24 protein-coding genes are annotated in these 22,547 nt (G+C 55.4%); 17 read left to right on the forward strand and 7 right to left on the reverse strand.

Going from position 1 to position 22,547, the window contains the following annotated elements; all coding sequences use genetic code 11:
- Positions 1 to 11 precede the first annotated feature (11 nt).
- Genes AC6I8E_RS01240 through AC6I8E_RS01250 form a run of 3 tightly spaced genes read right to left on the reverse strand, consistent with a single transcriptional unit; the run spans position 12 to position 2,748 of the window.
- Positions 12 to 857: an ABC transporter permease gene (locus AC6I8E_RS01240; RefSeq protein WP_033784462.1), complete on the reverse strand. Its 846-nt coding sequence runs from the start codon at positions 855 to 857 to the stop codon at positions 12 to 14.
- Positions 854 to 1,666: an alkaline phosphatase family protein gene (locus tag AC6I8E_RS01245; RefSeq protein WP_033784463.1), complete on the reverse strand. Its 813-nt coding sequence runs from the start codon at positions 1,664 to 1,666 to the stop codon at positions 854 to 856. Before AC6I8E_RS01245 ends, AC6I8E_RS01240 begins: the two co-directional genes overlap by 4 nt.
- A 20-nt stretch (positions 1,667 to 1,686) precedes the next feature.
- Complete coding sequence (locus AC6I8E_RS01250; protein ID WP_095706367.1) at positions 1,687 to 2,748, reverse strand: ABC transporter substrate-binding protein; 1,062 nt, start codon at positions 2,746 to 2,748, stop codon at positions 1,687 to 1,689.
- Between the two features lie 206 nt (positions 2,749 to 2,954).
- Between AC6I8E_RS01250 and AC6I8E_RS01255 the strand changes: the two genes are divergently transcribed.
- From AC6I8E_RS01255 to ubiA, 4 genes are all read left to right on the forward strand, one after another.
- Positions 2,955 to 3,662, forward strand: coding sequence for a UTRA domain-containing protein (locus AC6I8E_RS01255; protein ID WP_051926545.1), 708 nt, complete (start codon positions 2,955 to 2,957; stop codon positions 3,660 to 3,662).
- 69 nt (positions 3,663 to 3,731) lie between these two features.
- Complete coding sequence (gene psiE / locus AC6I8E_RS01260; RefSeq protein ID WP_013359769.1) at positions 3,732 to 4,142, forward strand: phosphate-starvation-inducible protein PsiE; 411 nt, start codon at positions 3,732 to 3,734, stop codon at positions 4,140 to 4,142.
- An 86-nt stretch (positions 4,143 to 4,228) separates the two neighbouring features.
- Entirely contained in the window at positions 4,229 to 4,741 is a 513-nt protein-coding gene (gene ubiC, locus AC6I8E_RS01265; RefSeq protein ID WP_013359770.1) for a chorismate lyase, read from the forward strand.
- A 28-nt stretch (positions 4,742 to 4,769) separates the two neighbouring features.
- Positions 4,770 to 5,636, forward strand: coding sequence for a 4-hydroxybenzoate octaprenyltransferase (gene ubiA, locus AC6I8E_RS01270; protein WP_497824337.1), 867 nt, complete (start codon positions 4,770 to 4,772; stop codon positions 5,634 to 5,636).
- A 62-nt stretch (positions 5,637 to 5,698) separates the two neighbouring features.
- On the opposite strand, the gene plsB is transcribed toward ubiA, so the two are convergent.
- Positions 5,699 to 8,122 (reverse strand): glycerol-3-phosphate 1-O-acyltransferase PlsB, encoded by a 2,424-nt coding sequence (gene plsB, locus AC6I8E_RS01275; protein WP_041457162.1) that lies wholly within the window; start codon positions 8,120 to 8,122, stop codon positions 5,699 to 5,701.
- A gap of 128 nt (positions 8,123 to 8,250) precedes the next feature.
- On the opposite strand from plsB, the gene AC6I8E_RS01280 reads away from it, so the two are divergent.
- The 4 genes from AC6I8E_RS01280 to AC6I8E_RS01295 all read left to right on the forward strand — a co-directional run bounded on the left by AC6I8E_RS01280 (position 8,251) and on the right by AC6I8E_RS01295 (position 11,129).
- A complete protein-coding gene (locus AC6I8E_RS01280) occupies positions 8,251 to 8,619 on the forward strand; it encodes a diacylglycerol kinase (protein ID WP_013359773.1) in 369 nt (122 codons plus the stop codon).
- Positions 8,620 to 8,724: 105 nt separating this feature from the next.
- Positions 8,725 to 9,339, forward strand: coding sequence for a transcriptional repressor LexA (gene lexA, locus AC6I8E_RS01285; RefSeq protein WP_013359774.1), 615 nt, complete (start codon positions 8,725 to 8,727; stop codon positions 9,337 to 9,339).
- A 99-nt stretch (positions 9,340 to 9,438) separates the two neighbouring features.
- Complete coding sequence (gene dinF, locus AC6I8E_RS01290) at positions 9,439 to 10,761, forward strand: MATE family efflux transporter DinF (protein WP_497824338.1); 1,323 nt, start codon at positions 9,439 to 9,441, stop codon at positions 10,759 to 10,761.
- A gap of 155 nt (positions 10,762 to 10,916) precedes the next feature.
- A complete protein-coding gene (locus tag AC6I8E_RS01295) occupies positions 10,917 to 11,129 on the forward strand; it encodes a CsbD family protein (RefSeq protein ID WP_033734884.1) in 213 nt (70 codons plus the stop codon).
- Positions 11,130 to 11,193: 64 nt separating this feature from the next.
- Here AC6I8E_RS01295 and zur read toward each other — a convergent pair whose 3' ends face one another.
- Positions 11,194 to 11,715: a zinc uptake transcriptional repressor Zur gene (gene zur, locus AC6I8E_RS01300; RefSeq protein WP_033734886.1), complete on the reverse strand. Its 522-nt coding sequence runs from the start codon at positions 11,713 to 11,715 to the stop codon at positions 11,194 to 11,196.
- A 451-nt stretch (positions 11,716 to 12,166) separates the two neighbouring features.
- Here zur and AC6I8E_RS01305 point away from each other — a divergent pair, with 451 nt between their 5' ends.
- From AC6I8E_RS01305 to pspG, 3 genes are all read left to right on the forward strand, one after another.
- Positions 12,167 to 13,417, forward strand: coding sequence for a conjugal transfer protein TraF (locus AC6I8E_RS01305; protein WP_013359778.1), 1,251 nt, complete (start codon positions 12,167 to 12,169; stop codon positions 13,415 to 13,417).
- A 106-nt stretch (positions 13,418 to 13,523) separates the two neighbouring features.
- On the forward strand, positions 13,524 to 14,516 hold the full coding sequence (gene dusA, locus AC6I8E_RS01310; protein WP_013359779.1) for a tRNA dihydrouridine(20/20a) synthase DusA: 993 nt from the start codon (positions 13,524 to 13,526) through the stop codon (positions 14,514 to 14,516).
- A 180-nt stretch (positions 14,517 to 14,696) separates the two neighbouring features.
- Positions 14,697 to 14,963, forward strand: coding sequence for an envelope stress response protein PspG (gene pspG / locus AC6I8E_RS01315; RefSeq protein WP_095706365.1), 267 nt, complete (start codon positions 14,697 to 14,699; stop codon positions 14,961 to 14,963).
- A gap of 222 nt (positions 14,964 to 15,185) precedes the next feature.
- Here pspG and AC6I8E_RS01320 read toward each other — a convergent pair whose 3' ends face one another.
- Entirely contained in the window at positions 15,186 to 16,169 is a 984-nt protein-coding gene (locus AC6I8E_RS01320; protein WP_033784470.1) for a quinone oxidoreductase, read from the reverse strand.
- 96 nt (positions 16,170 to 16,265) lie between these two features.
- On the opposite strand from AC6I8E_RS01320, the gene dnaB reads away from it, so the two are divergent.
- The 6 genes from dnaB (at position 16,266) to AC6I8E_RS01350 (ending at position 21,230) form a co-directional block, all read left to right on the forward strand.
- Positions 16,266 to 17,672 (forward strand): replicative DNA helicase, encoded by a 1,407-nt coding sequence (gene dnaB / locus AC6I8E_RS01325; RefSeq protein WP_033734894.1) that lies wholly within the window; start codon positions 16,266 to 16,268, stop codon positions 17,670 to 17,672.
- A 129-nt stretch (positions 17,673 to 17,801) separates the two neighbouring features.
- Positions 17,802 to 18,281: an Lrp/AsnC family transcriptional regulator gene (locus AC6I8E_RS01330; protein WP_003855753.1), complete on the forward strand. Its 480-nt coding sequence runs from the start codon at positions 17,802 to 17,804 to the stop codon at positions 18,279 to 18,281.
- A 240-nt stretch (positions 18,282 to 18,521) separates the two neighbouring features.
- Positions 18,522 to 19,136, forward strand: a complete 615-nt coding sequence (locus tag AC6I8E_RS01335) for a YitT family protein (protein ID WP_033734896.1) — start codon at positions 18,522 to 18,524, stop codon at positions 19,134 to 19,136.
- Positions 19,137 to 19,172: 36 nt separating this feature from the next.
- Entirely contained in the window at positions 19,173 to 20,366 is a 1,194-nt protein-coding gene (locus AC6I8E_RS01340; protein ID WP_095707672.1) for an amino acid aminotransferase, read from the forward strand.
- Positions 20,367 to 20,487: 121 nt separating this feature from the next.
- Positions 20,488 to 20,907 (forward strand): secondary thiamine-phosphate synthase enzyme YjbQ, encoded by a 420-nt coding sequence (locus tag AC6I8E_RS01345; protein ID WP_013359785.1) that lies wholly within the window; start codon positions 20,488 to 20,490, stop codon positions 20,905 to 20,907.
- Positions 20,907 to 21,230: an MmcQ/YjbR family DNA-binding protein gene (locus AC6I8E_RS01350; protein ID WP_013359786.1), complete on the forward strand. Its 324-nt coding sequence runs from the start codon at positions 20,907 to 20,909 to the stop codon at positions 21,228 to 21,230. Before AC6I8E_RS01345 ends, AC6I8E_RS01350 begins: the two co-directional genes overlap by 1 nt.
- A 52-nt stretch (positions 21,231 to 21,282) precedes the next feature.
- Here the strand turns inward: AC6I8E_RS01350 and AC6I8E_RS01355 are convergent, their stop codons facing one another.
- A complete protein-coding gene (locus AC6I8E_RS01355) occupies positions 21,283 to 22,347 on the reverse strand; it encodes an NAD(P)-dependent alcohol dehydrogenase (protein ID WP_013359787.1) in 1,065 nt (354 codons plus the stop codon).
- Between the last annotated feature and the right edge of the window lie 200 nt (positions 22,348 to 22,547).

Genomic DNA, 22,547 nt, shown 5'->3' on the forward strand with positions numbered 1-22,547 from the left:
GACGGCTCCTTTCATGGCTGTTTCGCATTGAGATAGCTGCGGCGCACCAGATACTGCTGCACCAGGGTGATCAGCGCCATGATTGCCACCAGCAGCATCGCCAGCGCGCTGCCGGTGTTGGGATCGAGCGAAATATCTCCGGAGACCAGCGCTGCGATGCGCACCGGCACCACGTTGAAATTACCGGTGGTCAGCGCGTAAATCGTGGCGTAAGCCCCCAGCGCATTCGCCAGCAGGATCACAAAGGTTCCGAGCAGTGCCGGGAACAGAATCGGCAGGGCGATGTGCCAGACGTAGCGCCAGCGGCTGGCACCCAGCAGCGCAGCAGACTCCTGCCACTCTTTTTTCAGCCCGTCGAACGCCGGGTAGAGCAGCAGCACACCCAGCGGGATCTGAAACCAGGTGTAAACCAGCACCATCCCGTTGCGCGAGAAGAGTCGGAAGCTCTCAATCACACCATAATGGCGCAGCAGCAGCGTCAGGCAGCCGTTCAGCCCCAGCAGAATCACAAAGGCAAACGCCAGCGGGACACCGGCAAAGTTGCTGGTCATGTTGGTAAAAGAGATAAGGAAGCGCTGCAGTCGTCCGCCGCCGAGCTGATGCAATGAATAGCCGGTGATCAGCGCAATCAGCAGTCCCCAGACGCTGGACCAGAGCGAGATATCCAGTGAGAAGCGAAATGCCTGCTGGTAGAACGGTGAGGTGATGATGTCGTGATAGTTATCCCAGCCCCACTGGCTGTTCATGTCACTCCAGAAGCTGTTGATGGCGATCCACAGCAGTGGGGCCAGCTGAAAGGCGACCCAGAATAGGGTGAAAGGCAACAGCATCAGCAACGCGAATCCTTTTCCCTTCATCTTTGCGGCTCCGCCAGCAGCCCGCGACAGACCGGTTTGTCATGCGCCACTTCCAGCAGTTCACACAGCGTGCCGCACAGATCCGTCTGCTGCGGCGCAAGGTCAGGCTGCAGCGAGAAAGCGTGGCCAAAGACAAACAGCGGCACCGTTGTCTCCTCCGGCAGAATTCCGCCGTGGGAGCGATCGTCATTCATGCCGTGATCGGCCGTCACCATCACCTGGTAGCCTTCGGCCAGCCACAGCGGCATCCACTGCGACAGCAGGCCGTCAGCGATGCGCGCCCGGTTGCGGTACTGCGGCGAGGAGAGCCCCGACTTATGACCGGCATCGTCGATATTCATCGGGTGGATCAGCAGGAAATCGGGATCGTGACGCAGCCGCAGGCTCTCTGCATCCTCAAACAGATGTGAGTCAGGATAGCTATCGTCAGAATAAAAATGACCATACTGAATCGGCAGGTCCGGCGCGTCGGTATGACGATCGCGCGCCGGAACGAACGGTGTGCGGTTATAAAGCTCACTTACCCAGTGGTAGGCCGCCGCCGCTGTCGTCAGCCCTGCCGCGCGCGCAAAGTGAAACACGCTGCGTTCGCGACTTAACCGGCTGACGCCATTATGAATAATGCCGCTTCTGACCGGCGGAACGCCGGTCAGAATGCACTCATAAAGCGGGCGCGACAGCGACGGTAATTCACAGGTCATACGGTAATAGAACCCGTTGCCCTGTGAACACTCGGCATGCAGGTAACCCATTGCATGTTGTGCGACCTGATTGCTCAGCCCGTCCAGTACCACCAGGATGGTCTTCATTCCGTTCTCCCTGCCGCGAATTACTGCTGCATGTTGATGATGACGTTTTCCTGCCACAGGCGCGGCAGCATTTTCGACGATTTATCCCAGGCAGCCTGATCCTTAACCGGACGGGCATTTTTATATTCGGACTGCGGCAGCAGGCGAGCCTGAACGTCCGCTGGCAGTGTCAGATGCTCGGCACGAATCGGGCGGGCATAGCCCTTCGCCAGATTGATTTGTCCCTGGTCTGAGAAGATATATTCGCGCGTCAGTTTTGCGGCGGCAGGGTGTTTCGCATATTTGTTGATGATAGTGGTGTAGCCGGAGGTGACGGAGCCGTCAGACGGGATCACTACTTCGTAGCGATTTTTGTCGATCTGGTCACGGTAGTTCAGGGCGTTAAAGTCCCATACCACTGCCATCTGCACTTCGCCTTTTTCGATGTTAGCAATGACCGGATCGGTCACGCCAAGACGACCCTGTTTGGCCAGATCGGCAAAGAACGCCAGCGCAGGTTTCAGGTTCTTTTCATCGCCGCCTAAGGCGTAGTTTGCAGCCAGTACGCCATTAGCCGCCTGAGCTGCCACACCGACGTCGCCGATAGTAACCACATACTTACCTTTCTTCAGATCGGCCCAGCTGTGGGGAATATCTTTCACCTGCTGCTTGTCGATCAGAAAGGCAATGGTGCCGGTGTAGGCCAGCGCCCAGTGACCGTCTTTATCTTTGGCCCAGGCAGGAATCTGATCCCAGTGCGTCGGTTTGTAAGGCTGGGTTACCCCTTTGGCGACGGCGATCGGGCCAAAGGCGGCGCCCACGTCACCGATATCAGCGCTGGCGTTCTCTTTCTCTGCATCGAATTTCGCCAGCTCCTGCGCCGATGACATATCGGTATCGCTGTGCTTAAGGCCATATTTGCTGCTGATGTCGTTCCAGGTATCTTTCCAGTTGGCCCAGCTATCCGGCATCCCGACGCTGTTGACCTGACCTTCACTGCGTGCGGCTTTTTCGAGTGCGGCGAGGTCGTTATCGGCGGCCTGCGCAACGGGCAGGGTGAGGACTACAGCACTGGCTACTACAGAGGCGATAAACGCTTTCATCTCAGTTGCTCCGGGTGTAAGTTGATGGGCCTGGCTGGTCTAGTCCAGCAAGAACCGAGCCAATGTAGCCCCTCTATATGAACGATTTATGACAAGGCGGCGGGGTGCGGGGAAGGGGCGACAAAAGACGCGGCCCGTTCGCCCACCTCAGGCGCGTTTACCTGAACAGTAAGAGTGCGAAGTCGCACCAAAATGAGGCTACTGTTGTGGAGTCGATAGCACTCAAAACGGCAGATGCGATAGCCAGCGCACTGCTGACGCGCATCCAGGCCGGTGAGTTCAGCGGCGGGCGCCTGCCAGCGGAGCGTGCCTTAAGCGAGGCGTTCAGCACCACGCGGATTACCCTGCGGGAAGCGCTGGGTAAGCTGGAGGCCCAGGGGATGATCTACCGGGAACTGCGTCGCGGCTGGTTTATCGCGCCACCACGTCTGATTTACAACCCGCTGCATCACAGCCACTTTCATGCCATGGCGAGGGAGCAGGGAAGGCAGGCGACCACGGAAGTGATCGCTGCTGAGCAGGTCGCAGCGCACGACAGCGTAGCGATCGCGCTGCGTCTGGCTCCAGGTTCGTCGGTTTACTGTATTCGCCGCCTGCGCCGCATTGATGGGCGCGCGGTGCTCTATGTAGAACACTACCTCAATCCGCGTTTTTTCCCTGGCCTGCTCGATGAAGATCTGACCCGCTCCCTGACCGATCTCTATGACCAGCGCTACGGTATTCGCTACGGCGGCGCGCGCTTCACGATTCTGCCCGGCCCGTTGCCGGAGATTGCTGCACCTACGCTGAATGTCGCGCCGGGCAGCCCCGGTTTGCTGATCACCCGTATCAACCGCAATCAGCAAAAAGAGGTGATTGATTGCGACTGTGAATACTGGCGGTACGACGCGCTCTGTGTGGATGTGGAAGCTTAGGGTTATTGTGATTTGCATCACACTCACGCATGATGTTGCGCGCTAATAACTCCTTTTTAAAGGCGCAACATGAGTGACAAAAATCCTTTGGCCCGCCACCTTGCAACGGTTCTGCAATGGGTGCTGAATCTGGGTCTGCTGAGTCTGGCGATCATCCTGATCGTCTTTTTAGGCAAAGAGACTATTCATCTGGCAAATGTCCTGTTTAACACCGGCGAGCAGGCCTCTTCTTACCTGCTGATTGAGGGAATTGTTATCTATTTCCTCTACTTCGAATTTATTGCCCTGATTGTTAAGTACTTTCAGTCGGGCTATCACTTTCCCCTGCGCTACTTTGTCTATATCGGTATCACGGCTATTATCCGCCTGATTATCGTCGACCATAAAAATCCCTTCGATACCCTCTGCTACTCAGCGGCGATTCTGATTCTGGTGGTCACGCTGTGGCTGGCCAACAGTAACCGGCTGAAACGCGAGTAATCCCCCTGCCGTCTGACACGACGGCAGGTGTTCGCATCGCCGCTCTGCGCTAAACTAGCGTCCTGAAAATTATCGGGAGTGGTGCCATGTCGCAAGACGCACTCAGCTTATTACGTTCGCTCAACTGGCTTTCTCCGTCGCAGGCCACCCTTGCGCCGCCCTTGCTCGACTGGCTGATGGAGGAGGATTCGATGACGCGCCGTTTTGAACAGCACTGTCAGCGGGTCACGGTTCAGCCGCTGCGTGAAGGCTTTATCGACGCCAGCGAGTTGGGTGAGGAAAGGGCGTTGTTGCCAGACGATGAACGTTTCTGGCTACGCGAAGTGCTGCTGTCCGGCGACGATCAGCCCTGGCTGGCTGGCCGCACGCTGGTACCGGAAAGCACCCTTAACGGGCCAGAGGCGATGCTGCAACAGCTCGGCACCCGTCCTCTGGGGCGCTATCTTTTTTCGTCGTCGACGCTGACCCGCGATTTTATTGAGCCGGGGCAGGTGGAGGGATTGTGGGGACGGCGTTCCCGTCTGCGTCTCTCCGGCAAACCGCTGCTGCTGACTGAACTGTTTTTACCGGCATCGCCGCTCTATCGCGATCTGGTCTGAGGATTTTGTGGTGCAAACGAGCTTAAGTATGAATAAATGGCGGGCCTACGCTCGCCTGATGCGTATCGACAAACCGATCGGGACGCTGCTGCTGATGTGGCCCACGCTCTGGGCATTATGGCTGGCTGACATGGCGATCCCGCCGCTGCCGGTGCTGGTGGTATTCGTTGCCGGGGTATTTGTGATGCGCGCGGCGGGTTGTGTGATCAATGACTACGCCGACCGTAAAGTTGATGGTCATGTGGAGCGTACGAAGCACCGGCCACTGGCCAGCGGCGCGGTGAGTGCAAAAGAGGCGAAGCTGCTGTTCGTGATCCTGGCGCTGATAGCTTTTGCGCTGGTGCTGACCATGAACCTGATGACGATAATGCTCTCCGTCGTGGGGCTGGCGCTGGCCTGCGTTTATCCCTTTATGAAGCGCTACACCCACCTGCCGCAGGTGGTGCTGGGGGCCGCGTTTGGCTGGGCGATTCCGATGGCCTGGTCCGCAGTTAGTGAGTCCTTACCTCTGGTCTGCTGGCTGGTGTTTATTGCCAACATTTGCTGGACGGTCGCTTACGATACGCAGTATGCGATGGTCGATCGGGACGATGACCTGAAGATTGGCGTGAAGTCGACGGCGATATTATTTGGCCGTTTCGACAAGCTGATTATTGGTCTGCTGCAACTGGCAACCCTGCTGCTGATGGCGCTGGTGGGCATGATGCTCCACCTGAACGGTGCCTTCTACTGGACGCTGCTGCTGGCGGCTGCGCTGTTTGTTTATCAGCAGAAGCTGATCGCCGGGCGCGAACGCCAGCCCTGTTTCCAGGCTTTCCTGAATAACAACTATGTCGGGATGGTGCTGTTCCTGGGCGTACTGATGAATACGCCGCCGTTCAGTCAGCTGTTCTGATAGAGCGTTTTGGGCATAAAAAAGGCGACCTCATGAGGTCGCCTTTTTACTGGGCGCGCGTGTCAGTCGTGCGCCACCGCGGTTTCAATCGTCATGCGCACATCACTGGTGACCAGGTCAGCCAGGATATGCCAGGTCGCCAGAGTCTGCGCGACATCGGCATCACCGCTGTCGCTGATATACCCTTCGTCACGCAGCGTCAGCACCAGTGAGGTAAAGACCGCTTTGTCGAAGAACTCCGGCGCATTGATACCGTGCAGCACCGACAGACGCTGTGCCAGCGTCCGGCTCTCTTTCTCCAGCGTGCCACGGTTAATCGTCGGCTTGGCGCTGAGAATCGAGAAGGTAATGGCATAACGCTGCAGCGTTTCGCGCACACCGGCAGCCAGCAGTTGCAGCGTGCGGTAGCGCGCCGCAGTAAAGCGCAACTCACCGGCTTCGAAGGTAATCAGGCCCTGACGCGCCAGCTCCTGACTGATATCGGTCAGCAGTTGCGGCAACTCATCGGTCTGCCAGCGCAGGAACAGTTCGCTCTTCAGCATCGGGTAGATCAGGCTTACCTGACGCAGCAGTTCGGCTTCAGTCAGCGTCTGATGCTGCTGAACTATGGCGGCAATCAGCGACGGCATCACCAGCATGTGATGAATATTGTTGCGATAGTAGGTCATCAGCACCGCCTGCTCACGCGGCAGAATGATGATGTCGCCGATACTGTCCTTTTCATTCTCAAACTTATTCATACCCATGGCGTGATCCAGCAGCGCTTCCGCTGAAAGATCGGGTACGGTCGCGTTAGGTGAATAAGGCACATTGCGCAGCAGCTGGGTATAGCATTCCAGCTGTTCAATCAGCTGTTCACGGGTGAGTGAGCGCTGACGTGACGCCAGCAAAGCGGTAACACAGAGGTTCATGGCATTGGCCGCGCCCGCTTCATTGATACGTACCATCAGGCTGGCCGCGATATCATTGACCGTCGGTGTTAACCAGCTCGGACGCTGCGGCTCAATCGGATCGATGGCATCGCGCCATTCCGGTACCTGCTTGTTGAGATAGTTGACCAGCGGCAGCGGTTCGCCAAAGTTAACGTAACCCTGACCGAGATTGCGCAGCTTGCGCAAGCCACGCACCATCTGCATGAAGCCCTCTTTCTCTTTCGCCGCGCCGCGCAGTTCTTTGGCGTAAGTACCCACTTCCATCACGTGCTCATAGCCGATGTAGATCGGCACCAGCGTGATCGGGCGGTTACCGCCGCGCAGCATCGCCTGCAATGTCATGGCTAAGGTGCCGGTTTTCGGGTCCAGCAGGCGGCCGGTACGAGAACGTCCACCCTCGACAAAGTACTCAACCGAATAGCCGCGGGTAAACAGCTCGCCGAGATATTCACGGAACACCGTGGCGTAGAGCTTGTTGCCTTTAAAAGTACGACGAATAAAGAATGCGCCCAGACGACGGAAAATCGGGCCGGCTGGCCAGAAGTTGAGGTTGATACCGGCAGCAATGTGCGGCGGGACCAGGCCCTGATGATAGAGCACGTAGGAGAGCAGCAGATAATCCATGTGGCTGCGATGGCACGGCACATAGACAATCTCGTGGCCATCCTGCGCCAGCTGGCGCACTTTTTCGCCGCCATTAACGTTGATGCCCTGATAGAGACGACTCCATAGCCAGCCCATCACGCGGTCAGTAACGCGAATCGCTTCATAAGAGAAGTTGGCGGCAATTTCTTCCATCATCTCGACAGCATTCTGCTGCGCTTTCTCATGGGAGATTTTTTTGCTGCGTGCTTCATCTTCGACGGCTTTTTCAATCGCTTTGGATTGCAGCAGACGGTTAAAGAGATCCTGACGCGCCGGTAACCGCGGGCCAATCGCCGCCAGCCGCTGACGGGCAAAATGGATGCGCGCTACGCGAGCCAGCTTCTGGGCAATCGACTTATCCGTACCGTGTTCCGTGGCCATGCGGCGCAGCGAAACGGTCGGCGAGAAGCGAACAAAACTGTCGCGTCCGTGCCAGATCACCGCAAAGAATTTCTGTACGCCGTTCAGCACCCGCAGGTGTGGCGTGGCTTCGCCCTGGACTTCACGTCCGGGTGCGCGGCCAAACATCACCGTCACCGGCAGCATCTGGATATCCAGCGTAGGATTATTGCGATGCAGATCGAGGTAATCGTGAAAGATTTTCACCGATTCCACGCTGGGCACAAAATAGGGGAAGACGCGCGGGCCATCGTGGATAAATACGTGGCGCGGCAGCAGTGAACCATCAATCTCCAGCGGAGAGAGTGGGTCAGGCAGATGATGCCGCAGACACTGCGCGCGTAAAGTCAGTAAGTCGGCCTTCGAATCGTAAGGCAAAACATACATAATAGGTCGGGTCGGATCCAGACCATGTTCAGACACGGGATCGGCCGGAATGGCCTTACTTTTTACCAAAAACGACAGTGGTAAATTAAGCAATTTGTAATAGAGTTTACGCCAACCTGACATAGACAACATGAAGCCTCTTGTTAGCAAAGCGCCGCAAGCATACCAGAAAGTGCAGCGAAGATCTGTGGTGGTGCCAATTGCACGCAGCCCAGACATTGACGTCAATCCGATAAAAGGGTTCCCACATCATGGCAAATAATGCCACCGGACTTATCAGAATAGTTAAAGCCGCAGGTTACTCCTGGCAGGGACTGCGTGCCGCCTGGCAACATGAAGCGGCGTTTCGTCAGGAGGCCCTGGCTGCGCTGGTCGCCATTATTATCGCCTGCTGGCTGGATGTCGATGTGGTCTCACGCATCCTGATGATTGGGTCGGTGGTGCTGGTGGTCATTGTTGAAATCCTCAATAGCGCCATTGAAGCGGTCGTTGACCGCATCGGTCAGGAGCATCATCCGCTGGCGGGCCGGGCCAAAGATATGGGCTCTGCGGCGGTACTGATCAGCATCTTACTGGCACTGTTTGTCTGGATAGCGCTGCTCTGGACACATTTGCGATAAGCGTTCCATATCGCGCCGGAAGCCGCGTTTTGCCTGACAATCGGTTTCCATTTCGCCAATACCTGTATATACTCACAGCGACTGTATAAACAACCAGGGGGCGGGATGAAAGCATTAACCAGCAGGCAGCAGCAGGTCTATGACCTGATTCGCGACCATATTTCTTCAACAGGCATGCCGCCTACGCGCGCAGAGATTGCTGCACAACTGGGCTTCCGCTCACCGAATGCGGCAGAAGAGCACCTGAAAGCGCTGGCGCGTAAAGGCGTTATCGAGATCGTTTCCGGTGCATCGCGCGGCATTCGTCTGCTAATGGAAGAAGAAGCCTCAGAAGGCATACCGTTGATTGGCCGGGTTGCTGCCGGTGAGCCGATCATGGCGCAGGAACATATCGAAACCCACTACAAGGTCGATCCGGGCCTGTTTAAGCCGTCTGCCGACTTCCTGCTGCGCGTCAGCGGAATGTCGATGAAAGATATCGGGATTATGGATGGCGACCTGCTCGCGGTACATAAAACCCAGGATGTACGCAACGGCCAGGTTGTCGTTGCCCGCATTGATGATGAAGTCACCGTTAAGCGCTGGAAAAAGCAGGGTGCTATCGTGCATCTGCTGCCTGAAAACAGTGATTTTGACCCGATTGTTGTCGATACCCGTGCACAGTCCCTGACCATTGAAGGTCTGGCGGTTGGTGTGGTTCGCAACGGCGAGTGGCTCTGATTTGAGGCCTGCGTGCATTCGCCTTTTCTGATGCTATTCTGTCTGCCCTAATTTTGTCGCTGCCTGTTTTGCGCAGCGACACCGAGCACGGAACGGCGAATGCGCTTTATCACGGCAACCGATAAAAATCTCTGGCGGCTTGCGCTGCCAATGATCCTTTCAAATATCACCGTTCCCTTACTGGGGGTGGTCGATACGGCAGTAATTGGTCATCTCGACAGCCCTGTCTATCTTGGCGGGGTTGCGGTCGGGACCACGGTGACCAGCTTCCTCTTTATGCTGCTGCTTTTCCTTCGAATGAGTACGACTGGCCTTACGGCGCAGGCGTTTGGTGCGGGCGATAAAACTGCGCTGGCACGCGCGCTAACGCAGCCGCTGATTATTGCGCTGCTGGCAGGTGTACTGTTCATCGCTTTACGTTATCCGATTATTCAGCTGGCGACCCATCTGGTTGGCGGCAATCCCGCGGTACTGGAACAGGCGGCGCTGTTTATTCAGATTCGCTGGCTCAGCGCGCCTGCTACGCTGGCAAATCTGGTCATTCTGGGCTGGCTGCTGGGCGTGCAGTATGCGCGCGCGCCGGTGATCCTGCTGGTGGTGGGCAATGTGGTTAATATCGTGCTCGATCTCTGGCTGGTGATGGGTCTGCACTGGGGTGTCGCGGGTGCAGCAACCGCCACGGCGCTGGCGGAGTACATTACGCTGGGTGTCGGCAGCATCATGGTCTGGCGGGTCCTGAAGCTGCGCGGCATTTCGCTAAGCCTGTTGAAGCAGAGCTGGCGCGGTGACAGCGGCCGACTGCTGCGGCTGAACCGGGATATCATGCTGCGCTCACTAATGCTGCAACTCTGTTTCGCCTCGCTGACCGTGCTGGGCGCGCGGCTTGGCCCGGATGTGGTGGCAGTTAACGCGGTATTGCTGATGTTCATTACGTTCACGGCCTATGCGCTGGATGGCTTCGCCTACGCGGTTGAAGCGTTTGCCGGCGAGGCGCATGGTGCAAAAGATGGCAGCAAACTGTGGCATGTCTGGCACTCTGCCTGTCGGCAGGCGGTGGTGGTGGCGCTTTTCTTCTCGCTGATCTATGCCATTGCTGGCTCGCAGATTGTTACCCTGTTGACCTCCCTTCCTTCGCTGCAACAAAGTGCTGACCGCTATCTGGTCTGGCAGATCGTTATGCCGCTGATCGGCGTCTGGTGTTATCTGCTGGATGGGATGTTCATCGGCGCGACGCGCGGACGTGAGATGCGTAACAGCATGGTGGTAGCAGCAGCAGGCTACTTTCTGACGCTGCTGAGCGTACCGGCGCTGGGCAATCATGGACTGTGGCTGGCGGTAACGGTTTTCCTGGCGCTGCGCGGTCTGTCACTGTGGCTCATCTGGCGCAGGCACTGGCGTCAGAATAGCTGGTTTGATGCCTGACGCTGCACAGATTGATACAGATTATTCCGTATTATTCCGGGTTTGTGAATCTGGTTGCTACAATTAACTTTATCCGGCGCAGTTAACCAGCGCTTTATATCGTTATTTTGTTAAGTAACAAGATAATCATTAAACCCGAGGGTTGGAGGTCTGCCATGAATAAAGACGAAGCGAGCGGCAACTGGAAGCAGTTCAAAGGCACAATGAAAGAGAAATGGGGCAAGCTGACCGACGATGACATGCAGGTTATCGAAGGCAAACGCGATCAGCTGGTCGGCAAAATCCAGGAACGTTATGGCTATGCGAAAGATGAAGCAGAGCGTGAAGTGACGGACTGGGAAGGCCAGAATAAAGACCACCGCTGGTAATGCAGCGCTGATCAGTTAACACATTCCGGTGCACCCGCACCGGAACCACACAAGGATGCGCCAGTTACCCGCGTTTTCCCCGCTTTTTCCCCTCATCCTGATGATCGTGTTCGCAGCTTTCATGGTGCGTACAGGCTTCTACTGCAGCACAATTTTCACATAAACCATGCGCTTCAATCACACTGTGGCGTAAAGCGAACTGCGCTTCACCCGCCAGCGTCGCGATAATCTTCTCCACGCCCTGCGCCTGTTTCTCCGTTACTGCTGCACAGCGGTCGCAGACCAGCATCACTGAGGTATGTGCCGGTGCCTCGAAGTGGTGACACATGACGTAGCTATTGTTGGACTCCACCCGATGAATGAAACCCTGCTCCAGCAGGAAGTCCAACGCACGATAGACGGTAGGGGGTTTGGCCTGCGGTTCGCTGATGCGGAGTTGATCCAGCAGATCGTAAGCGCTGATCGAGCCAGGCTGTTCGGCCATCAGGCGCAATACCTCAGCACGCTGCGAAGTCAGACGTACACCGCGCTGCAGGCACATTTTTTCAGCCTGAATCAAAATTTGCTGCGATGTCATGTTTGTCATGAAAAATTCTCCGCTGGATAAGTGATGTTATTTTATCACACATAGTTTTGCGGCGCTGATGTTCGTTTTCGCCTGTTAAAACAGCATTATTTGCCTGATAAAGCAGCATTTTAAGAATTTAAGCCGCTATCTATCTCAAATCTGACGAGAAATCAGATCCATTCTCAATCGACATGAAGCGGAATTTGTTGGCATTTTGCTTTGCATCTCACTGAGTTAAGAAGTAATGTTCAGAAAGACTTAAGGAAAGTCTGGCAGTATTTGAAATAACCCGACACAGTCTGAACAATTACAACGGTTTTTTGATTGGAAAACGTCCAATCCTTTGAATTAAGACACTGTTTCCTTTGAATTCACAGCAATAACGCGTTAGCCAGGGTTCACAATAGGGCTAACAAACTATTCAGTCGTTGAATGTTTCAATGACAATTTCTCAGGTGATGGCAGGCAAATGGTGAAAAAATCCGCTCAACGTTCAGCGCTGAAGTATTCCGCTGCAGCGACCGCGCTTTTCCTTTCTTCTTCCGCCATGGCGGCAGGGACCTGGTATGATGCACGTAATGACGCCATGGGCGGCACCGGCGTAGCATCTTCTGTTTATGGCTCAGCAGTGCTGGCGAACCCGGCATTAATGACGCGTGCTAAATCTGACGATAACGTCAGCATTATTATTCCCTCGGCAGGTATTCAGGTTACTGACAAAGATAAGCTGATTGATAAAGTCGATGATATTACCGACACCGTGGATCGCTATCGCGACGTGATTGGTAACCTGACTTTTGCGGATTATTTGCGTGGCTACCCTGAACTGCGTGCTGCCTCCGGCGATGTCGCTGACAAGCTCAGCGATTTGCGCGGTAACAAAGCGGACGGCAGTGCAGGCGTGGCCGTGGCCGTCACGATCCCTAATGAGACCCTGCCTTTTGCGTTTATTACCAAAGCCTACGGTACGGCGCACGTCCGTGCCAACGTGGTCCAGGGTGATATCGACTATCTGCGCGGTGTTGCTAACGGAACGGTGCTGCCACGTCCTGGCGATCAAAATAACCTGCGTTCCAGTGCGAATGGCTTAGCGGCACTGACCATTGATTATGGTGTGGCAGTGGCACATGAGTTCACCATCGCCGGTCAGCCGGTCTCGGTGGGCGTAACGCCGAAAGTGCAGAAAACCTCGCTCTATAACTACACTGCCAGCATCTATAACTACGACAAGAACGACATCAACAATAGCCAGTATCGCAGCACCGACACCGGCTTTAACGTTGATGCCGGTCTGGCGACCACCTTTGCTGAAAACTGGACGCTGGGTGTGACCGGACAGAACCTGGTTTCGCGCGATCTGCAGACCAAAGAGGTCAACGGGTTCCGCGATACCTACCAGATTCGCCCGCTGGTCACCACCGGACTATCCTGGGATAAAGGGCCGTTTACCGTGACAGGCGATGTGGATCTGACTGAAACCAAACGCTTCAAAACCCAGGATAACAGCCAGTATGCGGCAGTGGGCGCGGAGTACCGCGTGCTTGACTGGCTGCAACTGCGTGCCGGTTATCGTGCGGACATGCGGTCTAACGACGAAAATGTTGCCACCGCAGGTTTTGGTCTGTCACCGTTTAACAAAGCTGTCCATCTGGATCTGGCTGGCTCGGTGGGGGCTAACAACACCTGGGGCGCGATGATGCAGCTGGGCTTTAACTTCTAAGCACGTTATTCCGGCTGTTCGGGGGCGGGCGATGCACTATCGCCCGCCCTTGTGTTATCCTTGCACAGAATTCCATCACCCTTAATTACCGGATTGTCTGCGCTTCATGCCTAATTTCTCTTCGCAACGTTTCTCTATCGCCCCCATGCTCGACTGGACCGATCGTCACTGTCGCTATTTTCATCGTCAGCTGACCGGTGACACGCTGCTCTACACCGAAATGGTGACCACAGGCGCGATCATTCATGGCAAAGGGGATTACCTGGCATACAGCGAGGCGGAACATCCGGTCGCGTTGCAGCTTGGCGGTAGCGATCCGGCGGCGCTGGCGCAGTGTGCGAAGCTGGCAGAGCAGCGCGGCTACGATGAAGTAAACCTGAATGTCGGCTGTCCTTCGGATCGGGTTCAGAATGGTCGTTTTGGTGCCTGCCTGATGGCCGAGGCGAATCTGGTCGCGGATGCGATTAAAGCGATGCGCGATGTGGTATCGATTCCGGTGACGGTGAAAACCCGCATCGGGATTGATGAGCTGGACAGCTATGAATTCCTGACGGACTTTATCGGCACGGTGGCGGGTCGCGGTGAGTGTGAGACGTTTATCATCCATGCGCGCAAAGCCTGGCTCTCTGGCCTCAGCCCCAAAGAGAACCGCGAAATTCCACCGCTGGACTATCCACGCGTATATCAGCTGAAACGCGATTTCCCGCATCTGACGATCGCGCTTAATGGCGGCGTAAAAACGCTGGAAGAGGCACAGACCCACCTGCAGCACCTGGACGGTGTGATGATGGGACGCGAAGCCTATCAAAACCCCGGCATTCTGGCGCAGGTCGATCAGACGCTGTTTGGTCGTCAGCACCCGGCGGCAAACCCGGTGGAAGTGGTGCGCGCCATGTATCCCTATATCGAAGCGGAACTGGCGAAGGGCACATATCTGGGACACGTCACACGCCATATGCTGGGACTGTTCCAGGGTATTCCGGGCGCCCGCCAGTGGCGACGTCACCTGAGTGAAAACGCTCACAAGCCGGGGGCGGATGTTCGCGTACTGGAAGCCGCGCTGGCGCTGGTGGCGGATAAGATCCCACAGGAAGTCTGATCCGTGATCGTAACCCTGATAAACCAGCTCTGATAAGCTGGTTTTTTTTACGCCAGAATGTGGTTTTTCTCACCAGGTTGCTACACCTTTTTTAATCCTTATCAGCTTTAAATCAATAAGTTATCAGTTGGCACGCTTTTTGTAATAGCTATAACAACTGATTTTAAAAGGAGCGCTGACGTGGAAATTTTATTCGTATTGGGGTTTTTCCTGATGCTGTTGCTGACCGGCGTTTCACTGCTGGGCGTGCTGGCGGCACTGGTGGTCGCTACCCTCGTGATGTTTGTCGGTGGACTGTTTGCACTTGTTATCAAAGTGTTGCCGTGGCTGGTGCTGGCGGTCATCGCTGTATGGCTGCATCGTGCCTTTTTTGGCGATAGCGATGCGCGAGCGCGCCGTAAGCTGAGACGTAAGATCAACAGGTTAGACCGCAAAGGCTGGCGCTAAATGCGGTAGCGATCACAGTGTGAGAGATTGTTCGGCGCTGATCTGCAATTAAACATATTTTTTACTTATGTTTTCTGGCAGGATGCCTGTCGTCAAATCGATGTGCCATCGACTCGACATGAATTTATCGCCGCTGTCCCTACACCAGCGCGAACAAAAAATAAAAAAAAGAAGAGGGCTTCCCACGGGAAGCCCTTTTTGCTGCTTACGGGGTGCTGGCTGTTACGGGATTAACAGGCAGGATCCCTGCGTGGCACGGCTCTCCAGCATCTGGTGCGCCTGGCTGGCCTCTTTCAGCGCAAACTTCTGCTGCTCCGGCACATCAACCTTGATCGCGCCGCTCGCCAGCAGGGAGAACAGCTCGGCACTGGCGGTTTCCAGCTCCTGGCGATTGGTGATATAGCCAAACAGGGAAGGTCGGGTCACAAACAACGAGCCTTTCTTATTCAGAATGCCCAGATCGATGCCGGTTACCGGACCCGATGCATTACCAAAACTGACCATCAGACCGTGACGGCGCAGCGAATCCAGCGATGCTTCCCAGGTATCTTTACCCACGGAGTCATACACGACACCCACTTTTTTCCCTTCTGTCAGTTCGCTGATGCGCTGTGCAATATTCTCTTCGCGATAATTAATGGTCTCCCATGCGCCAGCATTTTTCGCCATCGTGGCTTTTTCCGCTGAACCCACGGTGCCGATCAAATGCGCACCCAGCGCTTTTGCCCACTGACAGGCGATTAACCCGACGCCGCCCGCCGCGGCATGAAACAGAAAGGTCTCACCGGCGCTGATTTTATAGGTCTGGCGCAGCAGATATTGCGTGGTCAGCCCTTTCAGATAGCTTGCCGCACCCTGCTCAAAGCTGATCGCCTCCGGAAGATGCATCAGGCGATCTTCCGCTACGTTGTGCACTTCACTATAGGCCCCCATCGATGCCAGACAGTAGACTACGCGATCGCCAGGTTTAAACAGAGTCACGCCACGGCCAACCCGCGACACCACACCTGCGGCTTCCGTTCCCAGGCCAGAGGGAAAAGCGGCAACCGGATAGAGCCCGCTGCGAACATAGGTATCGATGTAATTAATCCCGATAGCGCGATGCTCAACCTGCACTTCATGTTCAGCCGGGTCAGCAGGTTCAAAATCTGTCCACTCTAAGACGTCCGGGCCGCCATGCGCGCTGAACTGAATACGCTTTGCCATTCTGACTCCTGTGATTGTTTCATCATGAGGGTGAGGCGCGCACCCCAACTAAGGTATACTTGCGCGTCCCCACAGAAGATCGGTAATGCATTCACTATGGCAGGAAATAAACCCACCAACAAATCGAACGAAACGCAGGATCGCCAGCTCGCAGGCGTGAAAATGCCCCCGCATTCTCTGGAAGCGGAGCAGTCGGTGCTCGGTGGGTTAATGCTGGATAACGAGCGCTGGGATAACGTCTCTGAGCGCGTCGTCGCGAATGATTTTTTCAACCGCTCGCATCGGCTGATTTTTTCCGAGATGCAGCGGCTGCTGGAAAACAGCAAACCCATCGACCTGATTACGCTCTCTGAATCGCTGGAAACCCGCGGCGAACTGGAGATGGCCGGTGGCTTCGCCTATCTGGCTGAGCTGGCGAAAAATACCCCGAGTGCGGCGAACATCGGCGCTTATGCTGACATTGTGCGCGAACGCGCAGTGGTACGTGAGATGATCTCCGTCGCCAACCAGATTGCTGATGCCGGCTACGATCCGCAGGGACGTAACAGCGAAGAGCTGCTCGACTTCGCAGAGTCGAACGTCTTTAAAATTGCGGAAGCGCGTGCGGATAAAGATGCTGGCCCGAAAAACATCGAGCAGATTCTGGAATCAACCGTCTCCCGTATCGAATCGCTCTATCAGACACCGCATGACGGCGTCACCGGCGTGGATACTGGCTATCAGGACCTCAATAAAAAGACTGCCGGCCTGCAGGGCTCTGACCTGATTATTGTTGCCGCCCGTCCATCGATGGGTAAAACCACCTTTGCGATGAACCTGTGCGAAAACGCCGCCATGCTGCAGGAGAAGCCGGTGCTGATCTTCAGTCTGGAGATGCCCAGCGAGCAGATCATGATGCGTATGCTGGCGTCACTTTCCCGCGTCGATCAGACCCGCATCCGAACCGGACAGCTGGATGATGAGGACTGGGCGCGCATCTCCGGCACCATGGGCATCCTGCTGGAGAAGAAGAACATGTACATCGATGACTCTTCTGGCCTGACGCCCACCGAGGTGCGTTCGCGCGCCCGACGCATCTACCGTGAAAACGGTGGCTTAAGTATGATCATGATCGACTACCTGCAGCTGATGCGCGTGCCGTCACTGTCGGACAACCGTACGCTGGAGATTGCAGAAATCTCCCGCTCGCTGAAAGCGCTGGCCAAAGAACTGAATGTGCCGGTGGTGGCGCTGTCGCAGCTTAACCGCTCACTGGAGCAGCGTGCTGACAAACGGCCGGTCAACTCGGATCTGCGTGAATCGGGTTCGATCGAGCAGGATGCGGATTTGATCATGTTTATCTATCGCGATGAGGTTTACCACGAAAACAGCGATCTGAAAGGGATCGCCGAGATCATCCTGGGTAAACAGCGAAATGGCCCGATCGGTACGGTGCGCCTGACCTTTAATGGCCAGTGGTCACGCTTCGACAACTACGCGGGTCCGCAATACGACGACGAATAATCTCCGCTTTGTGCTGTCATGCACGATCTGTGCATGACAGCCCTCATCATCAGAAAATAGTGTTGGACAACCTCTCGGGTTATCGGGTTATCTGTAACAAAGCGACGCCCATTACGCTGTGGAAACGGAATGACTCACGTAGACGATTACGACCTTAAAATCCTGACTTTATTACAATCTAACGGCCGTCTGACCAATCAGGAACTCAGCGATCTGGTCGGCCTTTCTGCCTCTCAATGTTCCCGCCGCCGTATCAATCTGGAACAGGCTAACCTCATCCTGGGTTATCACGCCCGGCTGTCACCTGATGCCATCGGGCTTGGCATGGTGGGATTAATAGAGGTGCGCCTGATTAATCACACCGCAGAATATGTTGAGAGCTTTCACCGCATGGTGGAGCAGGAGCAGGCGATCGTGGATGCCTACAAAACCACGGGTGATGCAGACTACCTCCTCAAAGTGGCGGTGGCCGATCTCAACTCCCTCAGTGCGTTAATCAGCCAGTTAGTTGCCGGACACCAGAGCGTTTCCCATGTGAAAACCTCCGTGGTACTGGGACGAATGAAAGAGAACGGGCTGATGATGATTCCCGGAGAGAAGACGCGCTAAAAAAGTGCTTGCTGTGCGATTTTGGTGCACACTGGCGGCAGTTAATGCAAATAACGCGCATTTAAGATGGATTTGGCGCATAGGTTGACGGCGTCATTCGAAATTCATGCACAAAGTTCCGTTATAAAGCGCCTTAGATATCAACGGGATATCGCTGGCATCCGCTTTACAGCCATTCAGTGCTGTGGCGATGGTGCGTTTTTTGCATCGGAACCGCATCATTTGCACTGAGAAAACCCCATGGATAACATCGCAGAACCCACCCGCGTTCCGCATTCGCGCATTGAAGATGCGCTGGCGATGGTGCTCGGCACCCTGATGGTCTCGTTCGGCGTCATTATGCTGAAACAGGCCGGTGCGCTGACCGGCAGCACCGCAGGTATCGCCTTTCTGATCAGCTATCTCTCGCCGCTCTCGTTCGGCAGCGCGTTCTTCCTGATCAACATCCCGTTTTACTGGCTGGCGGTTAAACGCATGGGCTGGGAATTTACCCTGAAAACCTTTTGCGCCGTCGGGCTGGTGTCGCTCTTCACCCAGCTGCACCCGCTGTTCGTCCACTTTTCTGACCTTAACCCCTTCTATGCGACACTGTTCGGTAACGTCATCATGGGAATCGGGTTTATAGTGTTATTTCGTCATAAGGCGAGCCTGGGCGGCATCAATATTCTGGCGCTGTGGCTACAGGATCGCTTTGGGATCCGCGCGGGTAAACTGCAGATGGCAGTCGATACCTGCGTCGTGCTGGCGTCACTGTTTGTGGTGAGTGGCCCCATCCTGCTCGCGTCGATTGCGGGTGCGGTGATCCTGAACCTGATTATTGCAATGAACCACCGTCCGGGACGCTATCGGGTTTAATCCGCCGCTTACGGACCAATCATGGAGACCTACACCGTGTTTCAAAACGTTGATGCCTATGCTGGCGATCCGATTCTGTCGTTGATGGAAGCTTTCAAACAAGACCCACGCGAACACAAAGTTAACCTGAGTATCGGACTCTATTACGACGAACAGAACATTATCCCGCAGCTGAAGGCTGTAGCGGCTGCCGAAGAGCAGATTTATGCTGAGCCGCATCAGGCATCGCTCTATCTGCCAATGGAAGGGCTGAACAGCTACCGTAGTGCGATTGCACCGCTGCTGTTTGGTGCCGATCATCCGGTATTAAAAGCGGGCCGTATTGCGTCGATTCAGACCCTGGGTGGTTCTGGCGCGCTGAAAGTCGGCGCGGATTTCCTCAAGCGCTACTTCCCGCAGTCTGCCGTCTGGGTCAGCGATCCGACCTGGGAAAACCACATCGCGATTTTTAACGGTGCAGGTTTAGAGGTAAATACCTATCCCTGGTATGACGCCGAAACCCACGGTGTGCGGTTTGATGCCTTTATCAGCACCCTGAAAACCCTGCCCGCGCAGAGCATCGTGTTGCTGCATCCCTGCTGTCATAACCCGACCGGCGCTGACCTGACGGATGCGCAGTGGGATCAGACCGTTGAGGTGCTGAAAGCACAGCAGCTGATTCCTTTCCTGGATATCGCCTATCAGGGCTTTGGTGCGGGTATGGAACAGGATGCCTATGCCCTGCGCGCGGTCGCGGCGGCGGGTCTGCCTGCGCTGGTCAGTAACTCCTTCTCCAAAATCTTCTCGCTTTATGGCGAGCGCGTAGGCGGTCTCTCTATCGTCTGCGACAGTGCCGAAGAGTCAGCACGTGTGCTGGGCCAGTTAAAAGCTACCGTTCGCCGTAACTACTCCAGCCCGCCAAATTTTGGTGCGCAGGTTGTGGCACGCGTCCTCAACGATGAGGCGCTGAAGGCCAGTTGGCTGGCTGAAGTAGAGGCGATGCGTCTGCGCATTCTTGCGATGCGCCAGTCGCTGGTGGACGTACTGAGCACCGCGCTGCCAGGTAAAAACTTCGACTACCTGCTGAAGCAGCGTGGCATGTTCAGCTATACCGGCCTGAGTGCGCAGCAGGTTGATCGCCTGCGTAACGAATTTGGCATCTATCTGGTGGGCAGCGGCCGCATGTGTGTGGCCGGTCTGAACAGCAAAAATGTGCATCAGGTAGCGGAAGCGTTTGCCGCCGTGATGTAACAGCAGCCAGGCTGTAAACAAGACCGCCAGGGTTTTCTCTGGCGGTTTTTTTATGGGTCAGGGTTTACCTTTCGGCGACATGCTGCACACTTAAACGGGATAACCGTTTCAGGAATTAGCTATGTGGCATCAACAAACTATAACGCTGAGTGCGAAGTCGCGCGGGTTTCATCTGGTCACCGATGAGGTCGTTAATTCGCTTTCCGGACTGCGTGATATCAAAACCGGACTGCTGCATCTGCTGTTGCAGCACACTTCGGCGTCGTTAACCTTAAACGAGAATTGCGACCCGACGGTGCGCAGCGACATGGAGCAGCATTTCATGCGGCACGTGCCGGAGAATGCGCCTTATCAGCACGACTACGAAGGACGTGATGATATGCCAGCGCACATCAAATCATCGACCTTAGGGGTTTCGTTGTTATTACCGGTTCAGCGGGGACGTCTGGTGCTGGGCACCTGGCAGGGTATCTGGCTGGGCGAGCATCGCATTGATGGCGGTGCCAGGCGGATTGTCGCCACTTTACAAGGGGAGTCGTAATGAATAACTCAGACTTACTGACCTATTGCATGAGCAAGCCGGGCGCGGAGCAGAGCGTCCACAATGACTGGAAGGCTACACAGATTAAAAGTAACGGTGTGCTGTTTGCAATGGTGCACGAGGTAAAAGGGCGGCCCGCCGTCTCGCTGAAATCGACGCCAGCGCTGGCCGAATTGCTGCGCGATGAGCACAGCGATATTATTCCCAGCGAGCATCTGAATAAGTCTCACTGGAGCACGCTGTTCCTCGACGGTTCGCTGAAAGATTCGCAGATATACTATCTGGTCGATGCCTCATACCAGCAGGCGGCGGCTGCCCGTTAAACGGCAATAAAAAACCCTCTTACCTGAGCAGGAGGGTTTCAGATCAGACCGCTTACGCGGCAGACTGATCGCGCAGGGTGTTAATATCAATAACAAAGCGATACTTCACATCGCTTTTCAGCATGCGCTCATACGCTTCGTTGATCTGGTCCATCGCGATCAGCTCAATGTCTGACGTAATTCCGTGCTCGCCACAGAAATCGAGCATCTCCTGGGTTTCCGCGATGCCGCCAATTAGTGAACCGGCGATGCTGCGGCGTTTAAAGATCAGGTTAAAGACCTGCGGTGCCGGATGATCGTGCTCCGGTGCGCCCACCAGCGTCATGTTGCCATCCAGCTTCAGCAGAGTGATGAACGGATTTAGATCGTGCTGAGCCGCCACGGTGTTCAGGATGAAGTCAAAGCTGTTCGCGTGCTGCGCCATCTGATCCGCATCTTTGGAGATCACCACTTCATCGGCACCCAGACGTTTGCCATCTTCAATTTTGGATGGTGAGGTGGTGAACAGCACCACATGTGCGCCCATGGCATGCGCAATCTTCACGCCCATATGGCCCAGGCCGCCTAAGCCTACGATACCCACTTTCTTGCCAGGACCGACATTCCAGTGACGCAGCGGCGAATAGGTGGTGATACCGGCACACAGCAGCGGTGCCACGCCCGCCAGCTCCAGGTTTTCCGGGATCCGCAGCACAAAGCTTTCATCAACCACCATCGACGTTGAGTAGCCGCCGTAGGTAATGGCGCCGGTTTCGCGATCTTCGCCGTTATAGGTGCCGACAAAGCCGTTTTCGCAGTACTGCTCCAGACCCTGCTGACAGCTCGGACAGCTGCGGCAGGAATCGACCATACAGCCGACGCCAACCAGATCGCCGACTTTGTATTTCTGCGTCTGTGGACCAACAGCAGTTACGCGACCCACAATTTCATGCCCCGGAACGACGGGAAAAATGGTGTTTTTCCACTCATTACGGGCCTGATGCAGGTCTGAGTGGCAAACGCCACAGAACAGCACCTCAAGCTGAACGTCATGGGCGCGCAGCTCACGCGGCTTAAAATCGAACGGTGCCAGTTTGGATTTTGCATCCTGAGCAGCATACGCATGCGTAATATTCATGGTGTCTCCAGTTTCGATGTGTCGTGAGTGTTTTTTGATGATGTGCAGCAGCGTGGATGTGCTGCGAAAACAGGGCGACGCCAGGGGCGTGCCAAAGAGGAACCGCTTAAGGATAGTCAGCGTGAGGAAAAGCGTATATGCCTATACATGTCTGAATCTTGCCTGATTCTGCATTTTTCTGGCTGAATCGGCAGGGGATA

The sequence above is a fragment of the Pantoea sp. X-Soil-YNGN-785 genome, assembly GCF_059730585.1.

Coding starts and splice junctions, on each gene's coding strand:
- AC6I8E_RS01240 (WP_033784462.1), bottom strand. CDS start 857: ATGAAGGGAAAAGGATTCGCGTTGCTGATGCTGTTGCCTTTCACCCTA.
- AC6I8E_RS01245 (WP_033784463.1), bottom strand. CDS start 1,666: ATGAAGACCATCCTGGTGGTACTGGACGGGCTGAGCAATCAGGTCGCA.
- AC6I8E_RS01250 (WP_095706367.1), bottom strand. CDS start 2,748: ATGAAAGCGTTTATCGCCTCTGTAGTAGCCAGTGCTGTAGTCCTCACC.
- psiE (WP_013359769.1), top strand. CDS start 3,732: ATGAGTGACAAAAATCCTTTGGCCCGCCACCTTGCAACGGTTCTGCAA.
- ubiC (WP_013359770.1), top strand. CDS start 4,229: ATGTCGCAAGACGCACTCAGCTTATTACGTTCGCTCAACTGGCTTTCT.
- ubiA (WP_497824337.1), top strand. CDS start 4,770: ATGAATAAATGGCGGGCCTACGCTCGCCTGATGCGTATCGACAAACCG.
- plsB (WP_041457162.1), bottom strand. CDS start 8,122: ATGTCAGGTTGGCGTAAACTCTATTACAAATTGCTTAATTTACCACTG.
- AC6I8E_RS01280 (WP_013359773.1), top strand. CDS start 8,251: ATGGCAAATAATGCCACCGGACTTATCAGAATAGTTAAAGCCGCAGGT.
- lexA (WP_013359774.1), top strand. CDS start 8,725: ATGAAAGCATTAACCAGCAGGCAGCAGCAGGTCTATGACCTGATTCGC.
- dinF (WP_497824338.1), top strand. CDS start 9,439: ATGCGCTTTATCACGGCAACCGATAAAAATCTCTGGCGGCTTGCGCTG.
- AC6I8E_RS01295 (WP_033734884.1), top strand. CDS start 10,917: ATGAATAAAGACGAAGCGAGCGGCAACTGGAAGCAGTTCAAAGGCACA.
- zur (WP_033734886.1), bottom strand. CDS start 11,715: ATGACAAACATGACATCGCAGCAAATTTTGATTCAGGCTGAAAAAATG.
- AC6I8E_RS01305 (WP_013359778.1), top strand. CDS start 12,167: ATGGTGAAAAAATCCGCTCAACGTTCAGCGCTGAAGTATTCCGCTGCA.
- dusA (WP_013359779.1), top strand. CDS start 13,524: ATGCCTAATTTCTCTTCGCAACGTTTCTCTATCGCCCCCATGCTCGAC.
- AC6I8E_RS01320 (WP_033784470.1), bottom strand. CDS start 16,169: ATGGCAAAGCGTATTCAGTTCAGCGCGCATGGCGGCCCGGACGTCTTA.
- dnaB (WP_033734894.1), top strand. CDS start 16,266: ATGGCAGGAAATAAACCCACCAACAAATCGAACGAAACGCAGGATCGC.
- AC6I8E_RS01330 (WP_003855753.1), top strand. CDS start 17,802: ATGACTCACGTAGACGATTACGACCTTAAAATCCTGACTTTATTACAA.
- AC6I8E_RS01335 (WP_033734896.1), top strand. CDS start 18,522: ATGGATAACATCGCAGAACCCACCCGCGTTCCGCATTCGCGCATTGAA.
- AC6I8E_RS01345 (WP_013359785.1), top strand. CDS start 20,488: ATGTGGCATCAACAAACTATAACGCTGAGTGCGAAGTCGCGCGGGTTT.
- AC6I8E_RS01350 (WP_013359786.1), top strand. CDS start 20,907: ATGAATAACTCAGACTTACTGACCTATTGCATGAGCAAGCCGGGCGCG.
- AC6I8E_RS01355 (WP_013359787.1), bottom strand. CDS start 22,347: ATGAATATTACGCATGCGTATGCTGCTCAGGATGCAAAATCCAAACTG.